14 protein-coding genes are annotated in these 18,674 nt (G+C 48.2%); 5 read left to right on the top strand and 9 right to left on the bottom strand.

Annotated elements, in window-relative coordinates:
- The first annotated feature begins 191 nt into the window (after window positions 1–191).
- The 4 genes from ACSFA3_RS14470 to ACSFA3_RS14455 all read left to right on the top strand — a co-directional run bounded on the left by ACSFA3_RS14470 (window position 192) and on the right by ACSFA3_RS14455 (window position 5,158).
- Window positions 192–1,715 (top strand): oligosaccharide flippase family protein, encoded by a 1,524-nt coding sequence (locus ACSFA3_RS14470; protein WP_435506136.1) that lies wholly within the window; start codon window positions 192–194, stop codon window positions 1,713–1,715.
- A gap of 13 nt (window positions 1,716–1,728) precedes the next feature.
- Window positions 1,729–2,925, top strand: a complete 1,197-nt coding sequence (locus ACSFA3_RS14465) for a glycosyltransferase family 4 protein (protein ID WP_435506135.1) — start codon at window positions 1,729–1,731, stop codon at window positions 2,923–2,925.
- A gap of 65 nt (window positions 2,926–2,990) precedes the next feature.
- Entirely contained in the window at window positions 2,991–3,890 is a 900-nt protein-coding gene (locus tag ACSFA3_RS14460) for a glycosyltransferase family 2 protein (protein ID WP_435506134.1), read from the top strand.
- A gap of 179 nt (window positions 3,891–4,069) precedes the next feature.
- Entirely contained in the window at window positions 4,070–5,158 is a 1,089-nt protein-coding gene (locus tag ACSFA3_RS14455) for an acyltransferase family protein (protein WP_435506133.1), read from the top strand.
- Between the two features lie 587 nt (window positions 5,159–5,745).
- Here ACSFA3_RS14455 and ACSFA3_RS14450 read toward each other — a convergent pair.
- The 9 genes from ACSFA3_RS14450 to ACSFA3_RS14410 form a co-directional block, all read right to left on the bottom strand.
- A complete protein-coding gene (locus tag ACSFA3_RS14450) occupies window positions 5,746–6,153 on the bottom strand; it encodes a hypothetical protein (RefSeq protein WP_435506132.1) in 408 nt (135 codons plus the stop codon).
- 104 nt (window positions 6,154–6,257) lie between these two features.
- Window positions 6,258–6,824 (bottom strand): hypothetical protein, encoded by a 567-nt coding sequence (locus ACSFA3_RS14445; protein ID WP_435506131.1) that lies wholly within the window; start codon window positions 6,822–6,824, stop codon window positions 6,258–6,260.
- 800 nt (window positions 6,825–7,624) lie between these two features.
- On the bottom strand, window positions 7,625–8,683 hold the full coding sequence (locus ACSFA3_RS14440) for a polysaccharide pyruvyl transferase family protein (RefSeq protein ID WP_435506130.1): 1,059 nt from the start codon (window positions 8,681–8,683) through the stop codon (window positions 7,625–7,627).
- 225 nt (window positions 8,684–8,908) lie between these two features.
- Entirely contained in the window at window positions 8,909–9,988 is a 1,080-nt protein-coding gene (locus tag ACSFA3_RS14435) for an acyltransferase family protein (RefSeq protein ID WP_435506129.1), read from the bottom strand.
- 447 nt (window positions 9,989–10,435) lie between these two features.
- The gene (locus ACSFA3_RS14430; protein ID WP_435506128.1) at window positions 10,436–11,908 is read right to left on the bottom strand and encodes a hypothetical protein; all 1,473 of its coding nucleotides are present in this window, start codon (window positions 11,906–11,908) and stop codon (window positions 10,436–10,438) included.
- 4 nt (window positions 11,909–11,912) lie between these two features.
- Entirely contained in the window at window positions 11,913–13,016 is a 1,104-nt protein-coding gene (locus ACSFA3_RS14425; RefSeq protein ID WP_435506127.1) for a glycosyltransferase, read from the bottom strand.
- A gap of 7 nt (window positions 13,017–13,023) precedes the next feature.
- Window positions 13,024–14,163, bottom strand: a complete 1,140-nt coding sequence (locus tag ACSFA3_RS14420) for a glycosyltransferase (protein WP_435506126.1) — start codon at window positions 14,161–14,163, stop codon at window positions 13,024–13,026.
- Window positions 14,160–14,834, bottom strand: a complete 675-nt coding sequence (locus ACSFA3_RS14415) for a sugar transferase (RefSeq protein WP_435506125.1) — start codon at window positions 14,832–14,834, stop codon at window positions 14,160–14,162. The genes ACSFA3_RS14420 and ACSFA3_RS14415 overlap by 4 nt, the downstream gene beginning before the upstream one ends.
- Window positions 14,835–15,199: 365 nt before the next feature.
- Window positions 15,200–16,144 carry a glycosyltransferase family protein gene (locus ACSFA3_RS14410; protein WP_435506124.1) on the bottom strand — a complete coding sequence of 315 codons (945 nt, stop codon included), beginning with the start codon at window positions 16,142–16,144 and terminating at the stop codon, window positions 15,200–15,202.
- 422 nt (window positions 16,145–16,566) lie between these two features.
- On the opposite strand from ACSFA3_RS14410, the gene ACSFA3_RS14405 reads away from it, so the two are divergent.
- A complete protein-coding gene (locus ACSFA3_RS14405) occupies window positions 16,567–18,567 on the top strand; it encodes a PKD domain-containing protein (protein WP_435506123.1) in 2,001 nt (666 codons plus the stop codon).
- The last annotated feature ends 107 nt before the right edge of the window (window positions 18,568–18,674 follow it).

The following is an 18,674-nucleotide window of genomic DNA, read 5'->3' as shown; positions in this document are numbered from 1 at the left end:
TTACTCTTTGATTTGCCGACTATCTTGCAACCAAATGCTTTATATAAGTCAAAGATAAGTATTAGACTCGCGCCACGGCAAAGCGTAATTATTAGCAAATAAAGCAAAAGAATAATCGTTGTTGAGAAAATGGGCTATATACAGAAAACACATGGCTTGCTATTTCGCCTCACCACTATGCGGCGGTTATTTTGACTGCGAAGACTAGCACTGCGAGCCGGGCCGTTAACGCAAGTGCATGGACAATTGGCACTCGCCTGAGTGCCAAATTAATTGACCTAGCAATGCTGCTTTGCTTAGCGCGGTTTTTAGGGCCTGAGGAATTTGGCTTGGTAGCCATGGCAATGGCTGCCGTTTTTATTATAGAAGCCTTATTAGAACTGCCGATGGCTGCGGCGCTGATTCGTGCACAGACATTGACATCAGGTTTGCTGAACACGGCGTTTACACTTAGTCTACTTCGAGGCGCCGTGATCGCGTTAATATTGCTCGCCGTGTCTTGGCCTTTATCCGTGTTTAACGAAGAGCCAAGATTGCGGGCCCTGCTTTCAGTTTTAGCATTGGCTCCTGCTATGCGCGGCTTAGTAAGTCCTCGAATGGTAGAATATGCTCGCGCATTTAATTTCCGGCCTGATGCAGCAATAGAAATTTCGGGAAAATTCGTAGCTTTTTTACTATCAGTTGTTATAGCCACAACAACTGGTAGTTACTGGGCAATCGCAGCCGCGACCGTTGGCGGGCCGCTCACAACTACGCTTTTGTCGTATTTTGTTGCGCCGTTACGTCCAAGAATAACACTTGTTGATTGGTCCTACTTTTCAAATGTTATCGGCTGGAACTTCCTTTCACAAACCGCAGCCGCGCTCAATTGGCAAATTGACAGACTGATTCTTCCGAGATTAACAAGTAACTCGGTCTTTGGGCAGTATGCAATGGGAAAGCAACTGTCGGAAATTCCAGTGCAGGCGTTAGTTCAACCTCTATATCGACCCTCAATGACCGCACTTACTTCGGCAGGAGAAAATCGAAAGTCGCGATATTTGCAGATTTCAGAAGCGATTGTCATCTTTATGCTTCCAGTTATGGGAATACCATTATTATGGCCGGAGGTTCTAGTGCGAATTGCACTTGGACCGAGCTGGGCACAATCTGCAGAATGGCTGCGTTGGATTAGCGCCGTTGCAGTTCTTAGTCTCCCTGCACTTATGATGAGTCCATTGGCCATGACATTAGATCGCACGCGTTGGGTCGCAATCAAGACAACCGTTGAATTGATTTTCAGAATCCCATTTGTATGGTTTGGAGCACTAGCTTTTGGAGTCCCCGGGGCAATTGGTGGCAGTGCAATTGCCACAGCTATTGGCACAATTGCTGCAATGTTCATAGTTAGTCATCTTCTCGAAATAAGTTTCGCGCGGCAAACCATGATACTCTGGCGACCCGTATTCGCAATTGTGCCGTCCGGGCTTCTTCTGTACTACTCAGAATTAACTATTCTGGCAAAAGACGGAATAACTGAGGTCTTACTCTGCGCAGCTATTTTCTCCACCGCTTACGTGATATGTTATTCACTGTTTATCTTGTTGGCCTGGAATTTAGCGGGTAAGCCCGCAGGCATTGAGCAGCATTTAATTGAAGTTGTTCGTGATCGATTTCATAAAAAACGCAAAACAATTCAAAAATCGAAGATTCCGAACGTAAAAAAATCCAATTAACTCGGAGGAATTAATGTCAAAAGCTCTCAGCCACAAGGACCAAAATGAAAATGGCATATTAAATCACATAGTTATTAACGGCAAGTTTTTGCAGACTACCACGAGTCGATCTGGCGTCTATCGCGTTGCCAAAGAATTATTAGTGGCTCTAGATAAAGTTTTGTTAGAAAATCGGGAAATCGCGCAGACTGTGAGGTGCAGTGTAGTTGTACCTAACGCAAATTTCGGTGACCTTAAGCTTTCTATTATTACAATAGAGAACACTGATAAAACAAATAGCATGTCACCGTGGATGCGCCGCATAACTGGTGTCTTATGGGAGCAGCTAATATTGCCAAAACGCTCCAAAGGAAAAACGATTATCAGTCTTTGCAACATCGGGCCGATAGTGCATCGTGATGCATTTACGATGGTCCATGATGCGCAAGTATTTTTATCTCCGGGCTCCTATTCGCGCCTCTTTAGAACTTGGTATCGTTTTGTATTACCATTGCTAGGAAAAAGAAATAAGGCGATTCTTACTGTATCGCAATATTCAAAAGAGCAGCTTGGTCACTTCAAAATTGCACCTGCTGAACGAATAAATGTAATCCACAATGGATGCGATCACGTTCTTCGTCTCATTCCGGATACTGAGTTAATAGCAGCCAAAGGACTAAGACGTACCCCCTACGTTGTTGCGTTGGCCAATTGTCAGAAACACAAAAACATTTCTGTGCTGTTAGAGGCATTTGGTTCGCCTGAAATGAGCGAAGTTACTTTGGTACTTTTCGGACCAGCTTCCCGTGACGACTTTGAGCGTCAAGGGCACAATGTTCCTAAGAATGTCAAATTCCTGGGGTTTGTTAGCGACGAGCAGCTGGCAGGGCTGCTGCAAGAAGCCGTGGCTCTTGCCTTTCCGTCTACGACTGAGGGATTTGGGCTACCTCCCCTCGAAGCGATGGCACTTGGATGTCCTGCCATAGTCGCTCCGCTTGGATCACTTCCAGAAGTCTGCGGCGATGCGGCTTTACAAGCCGACGCATATGATCCACTTCAGTGGCGACATCAAATAATACGCCTTTTGCGAGATGAAGAGCTTGCCGATGAATTACGCCGCCGAGGGAGACAACGTGCTGCGAAATTCACATGGGAAAGGTCAGCTTATCAATTGCTTGAAACGGTTATTGGACGGCAACTGACTTCTGACAGCTTGACTAGAGTCAGATAAATTAATAAACAGCAGTGAAAACCCAAGCTTTTTAGCTTATACAAGCCGCATGTAAACAGTTGTCTATGAACACTACAACTACAAAACTTAAAATTGCAATAGCAATCGCTACAGCTGGCCGTCGGGAAGGTGTTGCTAAAACAATAGAGTGGCTGGCGAAACAGTCCAGAGTGGCTGACGAACTACTCGTCTGTCCAGCAAAGAAAGAAGATTTTGATGATCGTTGCCTTGATACGTATCCTGGGAAAAGCTTAGTGCTTCACGGCTCCATTGGTTTGCCTGCACAAAGAAACGTCCTCCTCAATGCAACCGAATCCGACATCATAATTTTCTTTGACGATGATTTTTTACCGGCACAGGATTACGTGGTAGAAATCGAAAAATTTTTCGATTCCGCATCAGAAGTAGTTATCGCGACAGGTAAGGTGCTTGCAGATGGCATTATTGGTCCTGGAATAGCTTATACGGATGGAATCTCTATTGTAGAAGATGCAGGGCCTAATATTGCGGAACGTTCCCAACGGGTCACGTATAACGGATACGGGTGCAATATGGCTGTTAGGATGAAGCCGGTGCGCGAGCATACGATTCGATTTGACGAGAATTTGCCGCTTTATGCATGGCTTGAGGATGTCGATTTTTCACGTCAACTTTCTATTTATGGTGACGTTGTACAAGTAAATCGTTTACGTGGTGTGCATCTTGGAACAAAAGGATCTGGGAGAACCTCGGGACGCCGACTTGGCTATTCTCAAATTGCAAATCCTATCTATTTGGCGCGTAAAGGAACAATGAACTGGCCACTAGCCAGAAAACACATGCTAAAAAATTTTCTTGCAAACGTTGGATATAGCTTTGCTCCAGAAAAGTGGGTAGATCGCAGGGGTCGCTTAGCAGGTAATCTAATAGCATTAATAGATCTAGTACGTGGCTGTATCAAGCCGAACCGCATCTTAGACTTATGAACGCTTAAGCTTGCTTATTGAAACAAAATGCGCGCAATAGTATTCAACTATAGCTACAAACACGACGACAACACTCCTTGAGCATCTGCCGCACAGCTAATCATTACGTAACCTCAGTTTTTTTGGTACGTTTTTGCGCGCAGCCAATACGAGTAATAAATTCAATTACATAAAACATAATGCAAACTATTGAAAGTCGTCTAATTTTAGTCGAGTACAGACCATCTGGATTCGACTACCTGCGTCTATTTTTATCTATATCTGTAGTGTGTTTTCATAGCGTAATAACTTCCTATGGAAAATTAGAAGATGTTGAGATGTGGAATAGTTGGCTAGGAGTTCCTGTACGTTTCATTCTGCCAATGTTTTTTGCATTAAGTGGTTTTTTAGTCGCGGGCAGTTTGGCACGAAATAAAACAATAAGCGGCTTTCTTTGGCTCCGAGTTGTTAGAATTTATCCGGCTTTAGTCGTTGAAGTATTGCTGTCAGCGCTGGTATTGGGACCTCTGCTGACGTCAAAATCAGCTTCCGATTATTTTACAGATGCGCAATTTTTATTGTACTTTTGGAACATGGTAGGTCACATTCACTACCTTCTTCCAGGTCTTTTTGAGACCAACCCATTTCCATTGATTGTTAACGCGCAACTCTGGACCGTTCCATATGAACTATATTGCTACATTTCACTAGCAGCTTTATCCGCTTTTGGTTTAAAAAAATCTTTTTACATCGCTGCGATAACACCTGTCGGATTAGTCGTAGTCTATTTTCTTGCAAGATTTATCGCAAACAATGGGACCTTCCCCGCGATTGGAGGGGGCGTTACTGGAGTACTTTTGGTTGATGCCTTCCTATTTGGTGTTGCTCTATACTTTCTTCGCAGTTGGCTTCCTTGGAACGCGTTGACTTTTTCATTTGCACTGATTGGCGCCATATGTGCAGCAAAATGGTTTCACTATGGCATTTTATTACTTCCGGCTTTCACCGCGTATCTAGTTGTTTATTTAGGACTAATGAACCCTCGGAGAATAAAAATAATAGCCGGGGCTGATTATTCGTACGGAATTTTTCTTTATGGTTTTGTCATACAACAAGCTTTAGTTAGCTATTTTCCTATCGCACGCATTTGGTGGGCGAACATTATTATCGCCTTGCCAATTACCACTATATTTGCAGCGCTTAGTTGGCATTTTATTGAGAAGCCTGCGCTTCGGCTAAAGTATCTACCAAGCTATCTAGCTCAACTAAAATTAGATTTTCGTAGTTAGATGATCACATTAATCACGAAAGAATCAATTCGCTTTCTTAATTTTGCGAGCGTTTGTATATCTCTCAGCGTTCGTAATCGTAAAAATGAGATTGACTTTTGTCAGTTAGACGTTTTGCCAAGTATCGCTCAAACTCTTTAATGGATCGAGTGATCGTCGTGCTATTCGCCATTGGCCTTTAAAGCGTCAAAAACAACATTTCTGCGAGTAAGGATCTTCAGCCTCCCGCCTGCTCACGGTGATTGCCGTGAGCGATCAATGCGTGGCCTATGCCAGCAATGAGGTGGGTCTTGCCCACACACAGCGGGCCGAAGGCAAGCAAGTTGTGCCCTTGAGCAATCCATCCATCGGCTTTGGCAGGGCCGCGACGTGCGCCTTCGAGACTGCAGGCATCGCATCAAAGTCGAAGCTGGCCAAGCTCTTGTCCGGTGGCAATTGGCTGTCAACGCGAGCACGCGCGAGCCGGCGCGTCTCGCGCTCATTGACCTCCTATTCGAGTAGTGCGCCCAGGAAGCGTTCTGCCGGCCAACCTTTGCGGTTGGACTGATCGGCCAAGTCGGCCCACATCCGCTTCGTCGTGGGAAGCTTCAGCTCTGCCAGCATGAGCGGACGGTGGGTGAATCGGCCGCACTGCGCGTGGCCGCAATCGTGCTCATGCGGTCTCCCAACAGGACGTCGTATGCCGCCGTCGTCGGCAGCTGCACTTGCACGAAGGACATGACCATCGGACGCGGTGCGAACTGCGCACGCAGTACTTCGATGTCCGGGACTTCATTGCGCTCGCGCAGTGCGTCCAGCACGACGGCGAGCTCTGCGACGACGTTCGCCCGATCAGCCAGATCAAGCACGCTTACCATCAGCCGGCATGCATCGCGTTCGCTCAGTCGTTCGCTGATGCGTCGCCATGCTTGGGCGTATTCGCAGCGCGGGAACATCGCATCGCGAAGCACACATCGCGCGAACGCTCCGGGCTTGCGGCGAAGTGAAGGCGTCATGTGACGCTAGACGACGCGCTTTGGGTGCTTGTTCTGGACGCTGCTGCGCAGCCTCTCGTACTCGAACACCTTCACGCCACCGAGCCAGGCTTCAAGGTGCGCGCTTATACCCAAATCTTCAGGCGATAACCAATCAGCCTGGACGGCACGCTGTAGTGCGAGGCCTTGACGCTAATCAGGCCGAACTTGCTGACCCTCTCATCGACCTCGTCGAAGTCGGCGGTGCGCCGGGCCGGCAACGGCCAAAGGCTCGCACGCTCAACTTCCCAGCTTCGAGCAAAACGCGCGTTGAGTCTGCGCATGGTGACGGCGACGAACTGACCATAGCTCTCCAAGTTCGCGAACTCCCGCATGCCACGCAGCAGCAGCGACTGGTCCAGCGCGGTCGTCAAGCTTCCCTGACGCGCTTCGATCAGACCGTTCTCATGGCTCGCGCCCGGATTATTTCGGCTCGCCCGCAGGCCATAGCGGGCGTACAGCTCGCAGTAGCGGGCCGTGAGCTCTTCCCGCTCGGCAAAGTTGTTGAAGGCTGCAGACAGGCTGTCGGTGCGATGCCCGACCGCAAACGCACCGCGGACTGCATGTGTCAACCGCTCAAGATAATTGGCGCTGGCCACCAAGTTAAAACGTACGTCGTGTTCGAGCCTGATATTGGATTGGCCGCTAAGCACGGACCCGCAGGTTCGCTATGTTCGTATTGCATATCACCTTGCAGCAAATGAACTTCGTTTTCACTACGTGTGCCGAGAATTAAACTGCTCAATCTCAGTGCGCACATAAACTGCCCAATGATAGATCGCACTCTATGTGAATTTCCTAAGGCGGTAAGTGCGCCGAAACTAGTCGGCGCGATAGACCTGTATGGTAGATGGCCAGACGCGTTTTGTCATAGAGGCAAGCTGTGTCGTCGCTATGGACTTAAGCGCGCGGCAATTGAGCAGTTTCGCTGTCTCAAAGTGTGATTGCTAACTACCAATCGCGCGATCTGCATTGTCTTTGAAGTTGGGTCGAGATCAAAAGCACAGCAATGCTCGTCGCTAAAATCATTCACGATTTAAGTCAGCCATGAAGTTATGCCGTAGAAAAAACAAATTCGCGAGCTTGACATCCATTTGGCCATTTTTAGCTGCAAAATTTCGCACGTCAGATTTTTTTCCACGTTATGTCTCGTGGTACTGACGCTTTCGATTACATCAGTGCTGATCGTCAAGCGCCTGCCCTACTCGTCGAAAATCTGCCGCTCGTAGCCAATCCTGGATGCGATGGGTTCGACTGTTGCACACAGAGTGCAAACCGCACCTCGGAATGTTCTCAGACCAAACTTACTAAATTTTCAACTCTAGAAAGTCGGCAATTATGCAAAAAATGCTTTCTTTCAATACATCACAAGGCGCAGAAAATTCTTTTCGCTTTAATTCAAAAAACAATCTTACATCTACGTTGTGAATAAATATGGAATCTGTACAGTAATTCAATTTTCAAAGTTAAGCTCAGCTGCTTTTTGCTGCAAAACAAGTGAATGTCCATCTATGCTACTAGGACAAGATATTTCTTTTGAGAGCCCTTCATGCTCTGCTAATTTGAAGTTGAACATCTCAGCAAAAGGTCGGAGCTTTTGGGCAGAACCTGTTGTGTAAAAAACTTGAGAGGCTTGAAGTGCGCCAATTATTAAGCCGTGCAATCTCCCCGTGATTATCCAACGAGCACGTCCGTACGGAATCAGAAGCCCAATCTCAATTTCTTCGCTATTAACCAAATCGACTGGGACGGCCATCCTTTTTTCAATCAAACTTTTCAAGTTCGTGCAAAACGGAAGTCCAAACTCACTTCTGGAATCGTGCGAAACTACAATGACGTGCTTTAATTCTTTTTGATTGAAAAGCTTTTCAAGAACATTTATTATTTCCATAATGTTCTCGTTTCGCCCCTCGATTATATCGATACCAGGAGAAATCAAGCACGTCCCGTTTTCTCTGTGGTGACTTTTTAAATCAATGCAGTTTTTCAAAAAAGCAAGATCGCCTGCTACTTTGATTTTTTGAATTGCAACAGGAAAATCTGATCTTAAAACATCTGCTGAAAATTTATCTCTTGTGTAAATATTTTGACATAGCCTAAAAATCATCGCGAAAATTTTCTTCTTTTGTTGATTTTTAATTGGACTTGCCCCAGAACCAATAACGCCAAAACTATGTCCTGATACGCGAGTTAGAACTGCAATTAGCAAAGCAAATAGAAGCCATCCAAAAGATACATCGTTGCGTATGGCATGACCACCTCCAATTCGTACGGAGCTTCCGACGCATGCTCTTAACGCGCTGAGTGGACGATCTCTAATTCCTATAACCTCAAAACCGTTTTTTAGAAACTCTTGGCATATTGCATTGTTTGGTTGACGATATGGCAGCAACACGCACTGACCGTTGTTCTTGGCAATGTGACGTGCTGCTGCTAGGGCCAGCATAGCGTCACCCAAGTTAACGAAATCCCCTGGAAGCAGAACGAATTTCGATTTCTCTAAGAAGTTCATATATTTTCATACCTATATTAAGAACGTTTAAATTCAATGTCTTTAGATATGTTATATTTATTCTCATAAAATTCGAATCACAAAACGATAAGGATCTTCTGTTTATCTTTAGTTGTCGAATGCATGAAGAGCTTTAATAATCTACAACCTCATTATCATTTTATTATGAAGATATAGCAGGAAACCCACTTCTCAAAAAAACAAATTCCTAACTTGTCGCCACATCTACCCACGATATATAACTTTACCTATGAAATTATAAAAAAACGAAGTTATTTTTTCCAAGGAAGAAAAAATAGACTCGAAAATTTCCTCCCAAAATGCCTTCATTTTTCGTTCAACGAAAAAATTAATCGAAGCCGCCATTATTAGCACAATACAAAATACACCGAAATAAGCTGCCCATCTATTTTCATTACTTGCGTATCTGGATAAGAGCATGTAGCCAATATGAGCGTGCAATAAATAAATCGGATACGTCAATGCGCCTAGTTGCTTAGAAAATGGAAATTTGAAGTTCCATTTATCAGACTGGTTCACCATAAAAAAAACAAGATAGAAAGCTGCCAAAATACACATGACCAGGAATTTAGAAATTTCTTGATGATCGCTGATATTACGCAAGACATACTCAACTGAAAGGCCAAAGCTAAGAATCACTGAAAGAAAGGTTCGCAACTCAAACTTTGTTCTTAACATTGAGAGCAAAACGCCTCCAGCGAAGAAGGAATAGTAACCCCCTAAAAGTGGCAAATCTCCTTTGCCCATGATTGTCGCAAAAGTCATTATGATTGGCCACCAAAGCATGAACTTTTCTAACTTCTTAGAAAATCCCATTGCCAAAAAAAAGAAAATCATTAAATAAAAGTTGATTTCAATGATGAGTGTCCAATAAACCCCGTCAACGAATGTTTGCCTGTGTATCGGTCGATACATAAGCAAATTTCCAAGCACCTGCAAAGGCTCAACGCGCATCTTCTCATTAGCGATGAAATATGCAAAAAATGCAGTTGTTATCATTGCAGCCAAATAAGCTGGATAAAGTCGTACTGTCCTTCCGACTAAAAACTGCTTTGCATCCCGACGACTTGCCGAGATGAATATAACGTAGCCACTAATTAGAAAAAATAAATCAACACCCAGATAACCGTATTTCGCCCAAGCAATGACCGAAGAAACGTGATTGATCGAGCTCACTTTGCCATTCTCTATTCCATTAAAAAAATAGTGAAATGAGACGACTGCCATTGCCGCCAAAAAACGTAGATAGTCAAGGATTGGAAGTCTAGGAACCAAGTTAGACACTTAACAATTCCTTTTAATGAAACTGGGTTTGCTAGGCCAAACGTTCACCGTCGCGATAAAACTATTTCGAAAACACACTTATTCAAACCAAAATGGTGCGTTATGCTGCCACCGGTCTTTACTTTGAACGATTGCAATAATCGTTCAAATTTACCATGATAGCAATCGAAGTCTGTATATCGTTTGGCCTATACATCAAGAGATTCTTGTGTATATATTTTCAGATAATCGTCGAATTTGCAAAATATTGCGATGAGATCAACGTCGCGCTTATACGTTGATGATGGTGCAGTAGATATATTCCGCTGAGCGATATTGCCATCTGACCGATTTAAATGATACTTGATGCTTTGCCAATTAATTAGTCTTCAGCACTATAGGCATTCGACTAAATAGTCTCTGATCGACTCGTTCTATCTGCTTTGAATTATTCTCGGACGCATGTTCTCATATGCGTACTTGTTTACTATTGCTTTTTCCTTCTCTCGCATTATCAATATTCTTTTTTTCATTTAGAAAAAATGGTCTCAGGCTCATCCGGCGAGAACTTGTCAAAGCTACAGAAAATCCAAAAAAGAATGCGTTGAACATCCCAAAATCGGGTGTAGTTCCGACAGTCAACGCTGCAAAAAAAGGCGGAAGATATGCCCATCGAATTGCCTTTTGGTAAGCTGTACCCTCGTGGTCCATACTCGAAACACGCCGGAAAATTAAACACTGCACCAAAAACACAATGTAGAGTGCCCCACCAAGAATTCCTGCATTGCTGAATAGCGACACGGCGAAGTTGGACGCACGCGTGCCGCCCAATCCGACACCCAAACCACCGGTAGTTAAGAGTGCTTCCCACGACACCCGAGTCCACATACTTCGCTCTTCAAATGAGCTGGATGTGGATTTCTGAAATATCATCACATCAAGCATTTCTTGAATCGGTGCAAAAATCTTAGGCATCGTAAGAAACAGAAGCATTGCTCCTACGAGAAACAAAGATCCAAGATAAAACTCATTTATGATTCCGCGGCGCAAAAAAGGATTATTTTGACGTGAAAAGATTCGTGCAATCCATTCTAAAACTGCTACATTGCCCAAAACGCCTAGACCTAAGTATGCTGCTGAAGACGTCGACATCCAAATTGAAATTAATAGTCCAGCCATCAATAATGGAACAATTCGTGTGCTCAGATAGCTTGGTGTGATAGCTCGGCGGAAAAAGTAAAGCGCGGTGAGAAATGTCAACGCTATACTTCCAAATGACGATGCTTCCGGCATCAATCCAACGACACGTTTGCCGCCTAACACTTCATCTGTCGTCAAAAGCGCATAAGTCGCCGTACGAAATAGGTCAAGGACAGAATCCAATGAAATGTACTGAGATGTATAGTCAAGCAGACCGGAAATTATTGTGACAAATGCTCCCAAACATAAAGCTGAGAACACATGGCGACGCAATTCGTTGGACCGTAGCAATTGTGTAAATGCAAAGACGGTCAAGATTGAAATGCTGATATAAGCAAATTGCGAGATGTTTTGTGCAGTCGGAACGAGCAGAGCCGTATCCATTAGCACTTCTACTCGAACCGGCACTACTTCAACACGTCCAGCAAAAAAACGTGGCATGAATGCTGTAGTAATTCCAGCTACCACCCAGAAAAGAAACAAGAACAATAGTCGCGAAGACCTTAACGCATCTGCTGCGGCGCTGCGAAACCCCTTCGCGTTCCCTAGTACTTTTACTATTAGAAGAATTGCTACTGCTGGCGTAGGTGTCAGTGTCAGCCCACCTGTAATAGTAGTAGGCAAAACTGCTAACGAGCCGAATGGCATCGATGCGAATAGAAAGTAGATAAGTTTTTGGGAAGGCTGAAAGCTTATCCAAACAAAAATGCACCAGAATATTCCGATTGGGATTGCTTCCATTGCTTCAACTAGTTCTTGAAGTTACTCGAGCCAGCAATGCAGAATCAATAAATTCTTTAAGCCTTAAGTTACAGACACCGACATCAAAAGCACGCACATGGTCTTGCAATCTCTGCGCTTCGAAATTTTGTAGAGAACTTTCAAAATCAGCTATGGCATCAGCAATTGAATCAGCAGTTTGGTCATTGAAAAAAAATCCAGTTATCCCGTCAACGACTGTCTCAAGAACACCGCCTTTCCCGTAAGCGATTACAGGTCTACCACTCGCCATTACTTCAAGCGGAACAATTCCAAAATCTTCGACTCCAGGGAATAATAGAGCTTTGCAATTCGCGAAATGATAAGTCATGGTTGAGTCATCAACTGCACCTATGAATTCAATAGTTGGCCCAGCAATTTTTCGCAGCGCAGGCGTAGCCCCGGCGCCGATGACTAAAAGTCTCTTTCCCATACGAGTACAAGCCTCAACAGCAATGTCAATTCTCTTATAAGGAGTAATTTGACCTGCACAAATATAATAATCGCCTGGATTATCGACAGGTTTGAATCTGGTTAAGCTGACTGGAGGATGAATCACTTCAGCTTTTCTTCTGTAATAGCGCTCGATACGTCTCGCGACGTACGCTGAGTTAGCTATGAAATAGTCAACACGATGGGAAGTGCTTACATCCCATTGGCGTAGCAGCGGCGCCGTCAAAGACATTAAAGCTCGAGTTACGGGACCGGCCGCGGCTCTGTACTGAGGATACAAATCCCATATATATCTCATCGGCGAATGGCAGTAGCATATATGAAGCGCATCCGGACCTGGAATAATACCCTTTGCCGGACCGGCTTCGCTTGAGATGATCAAGTCATAGCTTGTAAGGTCAAACGATTCCAAAGCAAATGGCATTAACGGAAGCATCTTTTGATAATGCCGCGCGCCACCAATCTTTTGCAGAAACGAGGTGGTTATCTTGTGCCTGCGTATCTTTTCGGATATTGCACTCGGGTCGCACACCAGCGTGAAGATATCCGCGTCAGGATATAGATCGCATAGGATTTCAACAACCTTCTCGCCGCCGCGCATACCGACCAGCCAATAATGAACGATTGCGACTTTCAAGAGAGTTTCACCATCTTGTTGAATATGCAGTCATAAGTTTGTCTTCGAATGTCGCCTCGCTAAAGCGAGCTGCCGCCGAAGTTTTCGCAGCGTTGCCCATCTCAAGTCGCAAGTCGGGGTTGTCAACGAGCGTTGCAATCTTTGAGACCATCTCTTGTTCAGACGTGCACAGAAAGCCATTCTTTCCGTCTTCTATGACCTCGCGGTGCTGCTCGCAATCAAGCGCAACACAAGGAAGTCCTGCTGCCATGGCCTGGACTAAAAATAACGGGAAGCCTCGAGTCGACCAAGGCGCGACATACATCCAGCCACCGGCTAAAGCGCCAGCGCATTCCTGATCATTGGAAATGGATGACACATTCACACTTGCTGCTTGCAGCCGACGCTGTGCGATCTCCGGTACCGTTCCGATCCAGTTGAATTCCAATCCGAGTTCTTCTCCGCTTAATAAAACGGCTAACTGGCTGAAAATTTCGACGCTGCGTACGTTACTGTGTCGACCGCCAGTCACGATGGTAGGCTTTGAACTTTCTACTCTAGGAACCGAGAAGAAGAAATTTGAAACCGGGTTCTCGATAATCGCGGCTGCCTCCCATTTTTCAAACGCACTGATCTCGCGTGGGACAGTAACGATTGCAGAGGTTCGACCGTGGCGAGTAGCAGAATGAACCGCGAGCATCGCCAGTTTTCCTACAAAACGCAGTGTCCCGAGCGATCTGGAACCATGAGGAGAATAGACAACCGGCGCTTGGACGTTTGCAGAGCGAAGCCCAATCGATACGAGCAGAAAGGGAACCAGGCCATGAACATGCACCGCGCCGAGTCCATTTTTATGCAGCTCGATCTTGCAAGCCTTGAAAACATCTACCCATTCGGCCAACGGGTTGCGTGCTTCAGCAATTCTGACGACTGATGCGTATTCGTCGAACTTCTCGACGTTGTGGCGATGCCGCGGCGTGTCGATAACAACGATCTGTTGCGAATGACCGTTGTTCGCCAGTGCGCGAGTTGCCGGGCCAAGAAAACTGAACACCTCGTCTGTAACGGGCCCCACCACATGCAACAGGTGCACACCGCTCGACGCAGCCTGATGTTTTTCTTTTACTGGAGAAGATTCTTTCGGTATCGGCAGCAGCGCAGATGTCACCGTGCGCCTTCTCGGAAGACAACCACGCGGACGGTCTTGATCAAGATGGAAAAGTCTCCTACCAGTGATCTGTTCTCCACGTACTGCCGATCAAACTCGACCCGCTCCGCATACGTCGTGTTGTTGCGACCGCTAATCTGCCAGAGACCGGTCATGCCAGGGGCGACACTGACGTAGTGCCAGCGTGCATCCCCGTATCGCGTCAACTCACCTACAGTGACAGGACGTGGACCCACAAGCGCCATTTCGCCCTTGATCACATTCAATAGCTGGGGAAGCTCATCGAGACTCGACTTGCGCAGGAAATGCCCGATGGGCGTGATGCGTGGGTCGTTCGTGAGTTTCTGGTCTCGCGCCCACTCTGCCCGCGCCGCCGGATCTGTCTTCAACAGCTTCGCAAGGACCTCTTGTGAATCTCGCCGCATCGACCGGAACTTCCAGCACTTGAACAGCTTGCCGTTCTTACCGACGCGATAGTGCCCGAACAGTATGGGAGCGCCGTCGATTCTCCAGATCAGAAAGGTGACCAGAAGGAGGAGCGGGCTTAGGAGGCACCAAAGTACCAACGCCAGTGCCTGATTGGCTCGCAGCGCAAATTGCTCCCTCAAGAAGGGACGCGAAGTCACCTGATGGACCAGCAGAGCCCCGGCAACGAAGTTCGCAGCGTTCATGGCAGACACCTCCAAGGATTGTTACATTCGATCTAGAACCAATTGATACCAGAATGTCATCACAAGCATATGTCATGCCAGAAAATGCACGTTCCGTCTGATCGAGGGTAATTCTCCTATACAGAATCGAGGAAGTGAGTAGAGAAGTTCTATCTTGGTGTTGTTTGCAACAATTAGGAATAAAAGTATCCGATTTGATGCATCGGGCTTGACAGGCTTTGTCACATTGTCATTCGAATGTGACCTGTCGCACCCAGCGTTGGTGAGCAACGCTTGATTTGCCCGCACCCGTGCTGTGCTTGCTTAGCCGATGTGCATATGCCGATGTGCGTATGCCGAGCTGGATGGTTGTCCGCAAGGTCGATTCAAGCTGCCTGCACCCCGCTCCAGACTCTTCCGATCACAGCAGCGAGCGTCATCGACAGCCGCCGACGCACCAGCATGGCGTACGAAAACGGCGTTAATGGTCCGTCGGCGAACCGATAGAACCAGTGGCTGGCGACGCTCGGAGGCTGGCCTTGCAGTGCCCGCCGGAAGTGCCGCCCCTGCCACGGCTTCGCCGCACCGACCGCATGCGACAAGCGGTTGCCTCCTGGCACGAAGTCCATCGCCTCGGGGCCGGCCGCATTGAGCGGCGTAACGCACAAGGTCAGTGCGAAATTCAGTGCGTCCTCGTCCATCGAGTGGAAAAGGCTCTCAGGCCCTCCACTCTTGCGGTCGCGCATACCGCTGCGGCTTTCTGCGGCGACACGCTTATTGATGCGCTCCCAGATCTGCAGGAAATCCATGCGATTTCTATCGATACAGACCAAACCGGCGTTGTAGTAGCGATCGATCGCCCGAACCGAATTCTCTCCGTGCGCTGCAAAGAACTGGCACCACCTGGCTCGCTTCGGGTGATTTGCCGGCATATCCCAGTCGGCGTCTTCAACCAACGCGATGCCGTCTTTGGACAACCACGAATGCATAGCAGACCAATTGCATTTCACGACCATGTCCGGGTCGAGATAACTCACTGCGTCAGCTTCAGGATCGTGGCTTTCCAGAATTTCGCGCATAAGTGTTGGCTTGTAGTAATTCAAGCTGACAGGCGGATTCAATTCAATTGCGCGCAATTCCAACCTGGGGCTGACTTGCAATCTGGCGGATGCACTGTCGAAGCCCGGTCGGTCGACGATCCACGCTGGCAACGGACCGCGATGCCCTACCCACACCGTCCCCTCGTAGCCCGCCGAAACCAGCGAGTTCACGAGTGCAGCGACGCCGTAGTGGTAGTGACCTTCGAACAAGGTGCAGAGAGCAATTTTCATTCGAGTGCCTGGTAGGTGGAGCCATGGAAAAGGCATGTTTCGTGACTGCTTCCACCGATGATCTCCCAGACAAACCACACATGTCAACATTTGTTTACATTTTAATATTTGACTGTGCAGATGAATACTTAATTCGCACATCGACCGTGTAGTACTTAACTTTTAATTAACTGAAAAGGCTATTAAATGAATATGCCCACCCAACAAAATCTATTGCACGCTCTACTCATTTAAATAACGCTCGTGATAGTATTGTTACCAATTTCACTTGATGTTTTTTTAGATTAAGCATTAAGTTAAATTCACGAGTCGCGGCGAATTCTTTAGTTTTAATTACGCGATATTTGTACGCTCAATTCATTACATCGCTCTCCATGTTCCACTGCGTGCATCAAAAAAAGCAACTGACTTCATTCAGGTGCTTGGCTGCCATCACTCAGCCGCTGCTTCTGCTGGTTCTCACTGCGTGCGGCGGCGGGGGCGGAGGCGGAGGCGGAAGTGGCAGCGATTCGACATCTGCGCAGCAAGCCACGAGTACTGCAACACAGGCAAAGGTCCTGGCCAACGCGGGCGAAGAACAGGTGGTCGAGCAAGGGGTCGACGTCATGCTGACCGGCAGCGGTTCAGCCCCTGGAACGGAAGGTGCTCCGCCCGAGCTCAGCTACAGTTGGAAGCAGATCGACGGCCCGTCGGTGGACCTGTCCAACGTTCTTACAGCGAGCCCGATGTTCAAAACACCCTTTGTGTCAGCCGCAAGCGTGATGACTTTTGCGCTGACGGTCAGCGCAGCAGCTGCATCTGCAACAGACAAGGTCAGCATCACCGTCAACCCGGACAGTCCCTGGGGCGTGGCGCCCTCGGCCGCGCTTTCGTACAACCCGGAGGTGTGGCTACCAGCCATGGCTGAAGCGGGCGTCACGGGCGTTCGCGGTTTCTATGCGCCGGAAGCTCCCGCGCAGGACAGATTCGCTCCGATCGCCGCCGCGAAGATGTCGGGAGTTGGCATCCTTCAGTGGAGTTCCGGGCCCGTTCACTCGCTGCCTGTGAACGATCTTGAAGGCTGGCGGCGTTACGTGACTGCCCAGGTCACGCGCTTCAAGGGCCGCGTCAAGCATTGGGAAGTCTGGAACGAGCCGCCCAATTTCACGGCAGACCAATCGCCAGCGTCGTACGCGAAAGTCGTGGCAGTGGCCTTTGAGGCAGCAAAGGCTGTCGATCCGACCGTGCAGATCGGTCTGGCCGCAAAGAGCAATCACGTCAACTTCCTCGCTGAAACCATCGCTTCGGGTGCAAAGGACAAGTTCGACTTCGTGACATTGCATCCGTACGAAGTGGCCTCCATGCTTCCGATGGGCACTGAAGGTCAATTCATGGGCATCGTCCCCGGCGTGCGGAAGATGCTGCAGGCGACGAATCCGGCCAAAGCTGCCGCACCGGTGTTTTTCACCGAGCTCGGAATTCCCGCCTCGTCGCCGGCCAATGGCGGCGTCGGCCCGGACATGCAGGCCGATGTACTGACGAAGATTTACACGATGGCGATCGCCCAAGGCGCAGCGCGGACGTATTGGTTTGACCCGCAAGACAGCGAAGGCTTGACCATGGGTCTGACGGCATCCGACGGCACGAAGCGGCCCGCTTGGTACGCATTGCGCACGCTGAGCAGTCAACTCGGCTCGACGCCCTCCTATCTCGGCTGGACGCAACCCGGCAACGCGTTTTACGGTTTCGTTTTCAAGAGCGCCAAAGGTGTGGTGTTGGTCGCCTGGGCGCGGGCGGGTCAATCCGCAGTGCGGACTCTTTCCTCCGACGTCACGGCCATCGACCCGAGGACGGGTGCGACATCCACGACCCGCACATCCACCATTACCGATGCTCCCATCGTTCTAGTCGCGCCGACCGGCTCGGCACAGGCGCAACAGTGGCTGGGCGACGCAAATGCGAACAAGGGCAAAGCATTCCCTTGGAACGGCGATCACAGCGCGGCTACTTCAGTGGAGCTTGTCGCAGGCCAAGCCCCCAACGGCGTATTCATGGTGAAGCCACCTGCCGTTTCTGTCGTGAACGACGTCGCCGAATTCGATATGGAAGGGAAAAGCAACGTCAGCTTTGCCGTGGACCCGACCTTCCTCTCTTACAACAGGACGCCGATCCGCATCACCGCAGTCGTCCGTGGGCACGGTAATGGCAGTCCCGGGTTCAATCTGAAGTACGAATCCGATGCGCCGATCGCTTCGGCGGACGGCAACGGGCTTGTAGGTTCAAGTGATGGCTGGTTCCAGGTCAAAGGAACGACGTTCTACGAGAAAACGTGGGTTGTGCCAAATGCTCGCTTCGTTGGTAAATACGGCTTCAACTTCAGCTTCGACAGCGACAGTTCAGCGTCTTCGCAATACAGCATCTCGCGCGTCACTGTCAGCAAATAGGCTCTCGACAAGCCCTCGATAATCTCCGCTTCGAGGCCGGCGCCCACTGCCGGCGAGCGAGAGAGCTTGTCCGATAGCTCCGCAGACTCGAAGGCGACCGAAGGTGC

It is taken from the genome of Variovorax glucosi (genome assembly GCF_051216695.1).
Classification (GTDB): domain Bacteria; phylum Pseudomonadota; class Gammaproteobacteria; order Burkholderiales; family Burkholderiaceae_C; genus Variovorax.
This window is presented reverse-complemented; position numbering and strand designations above follow the sequence as displayed.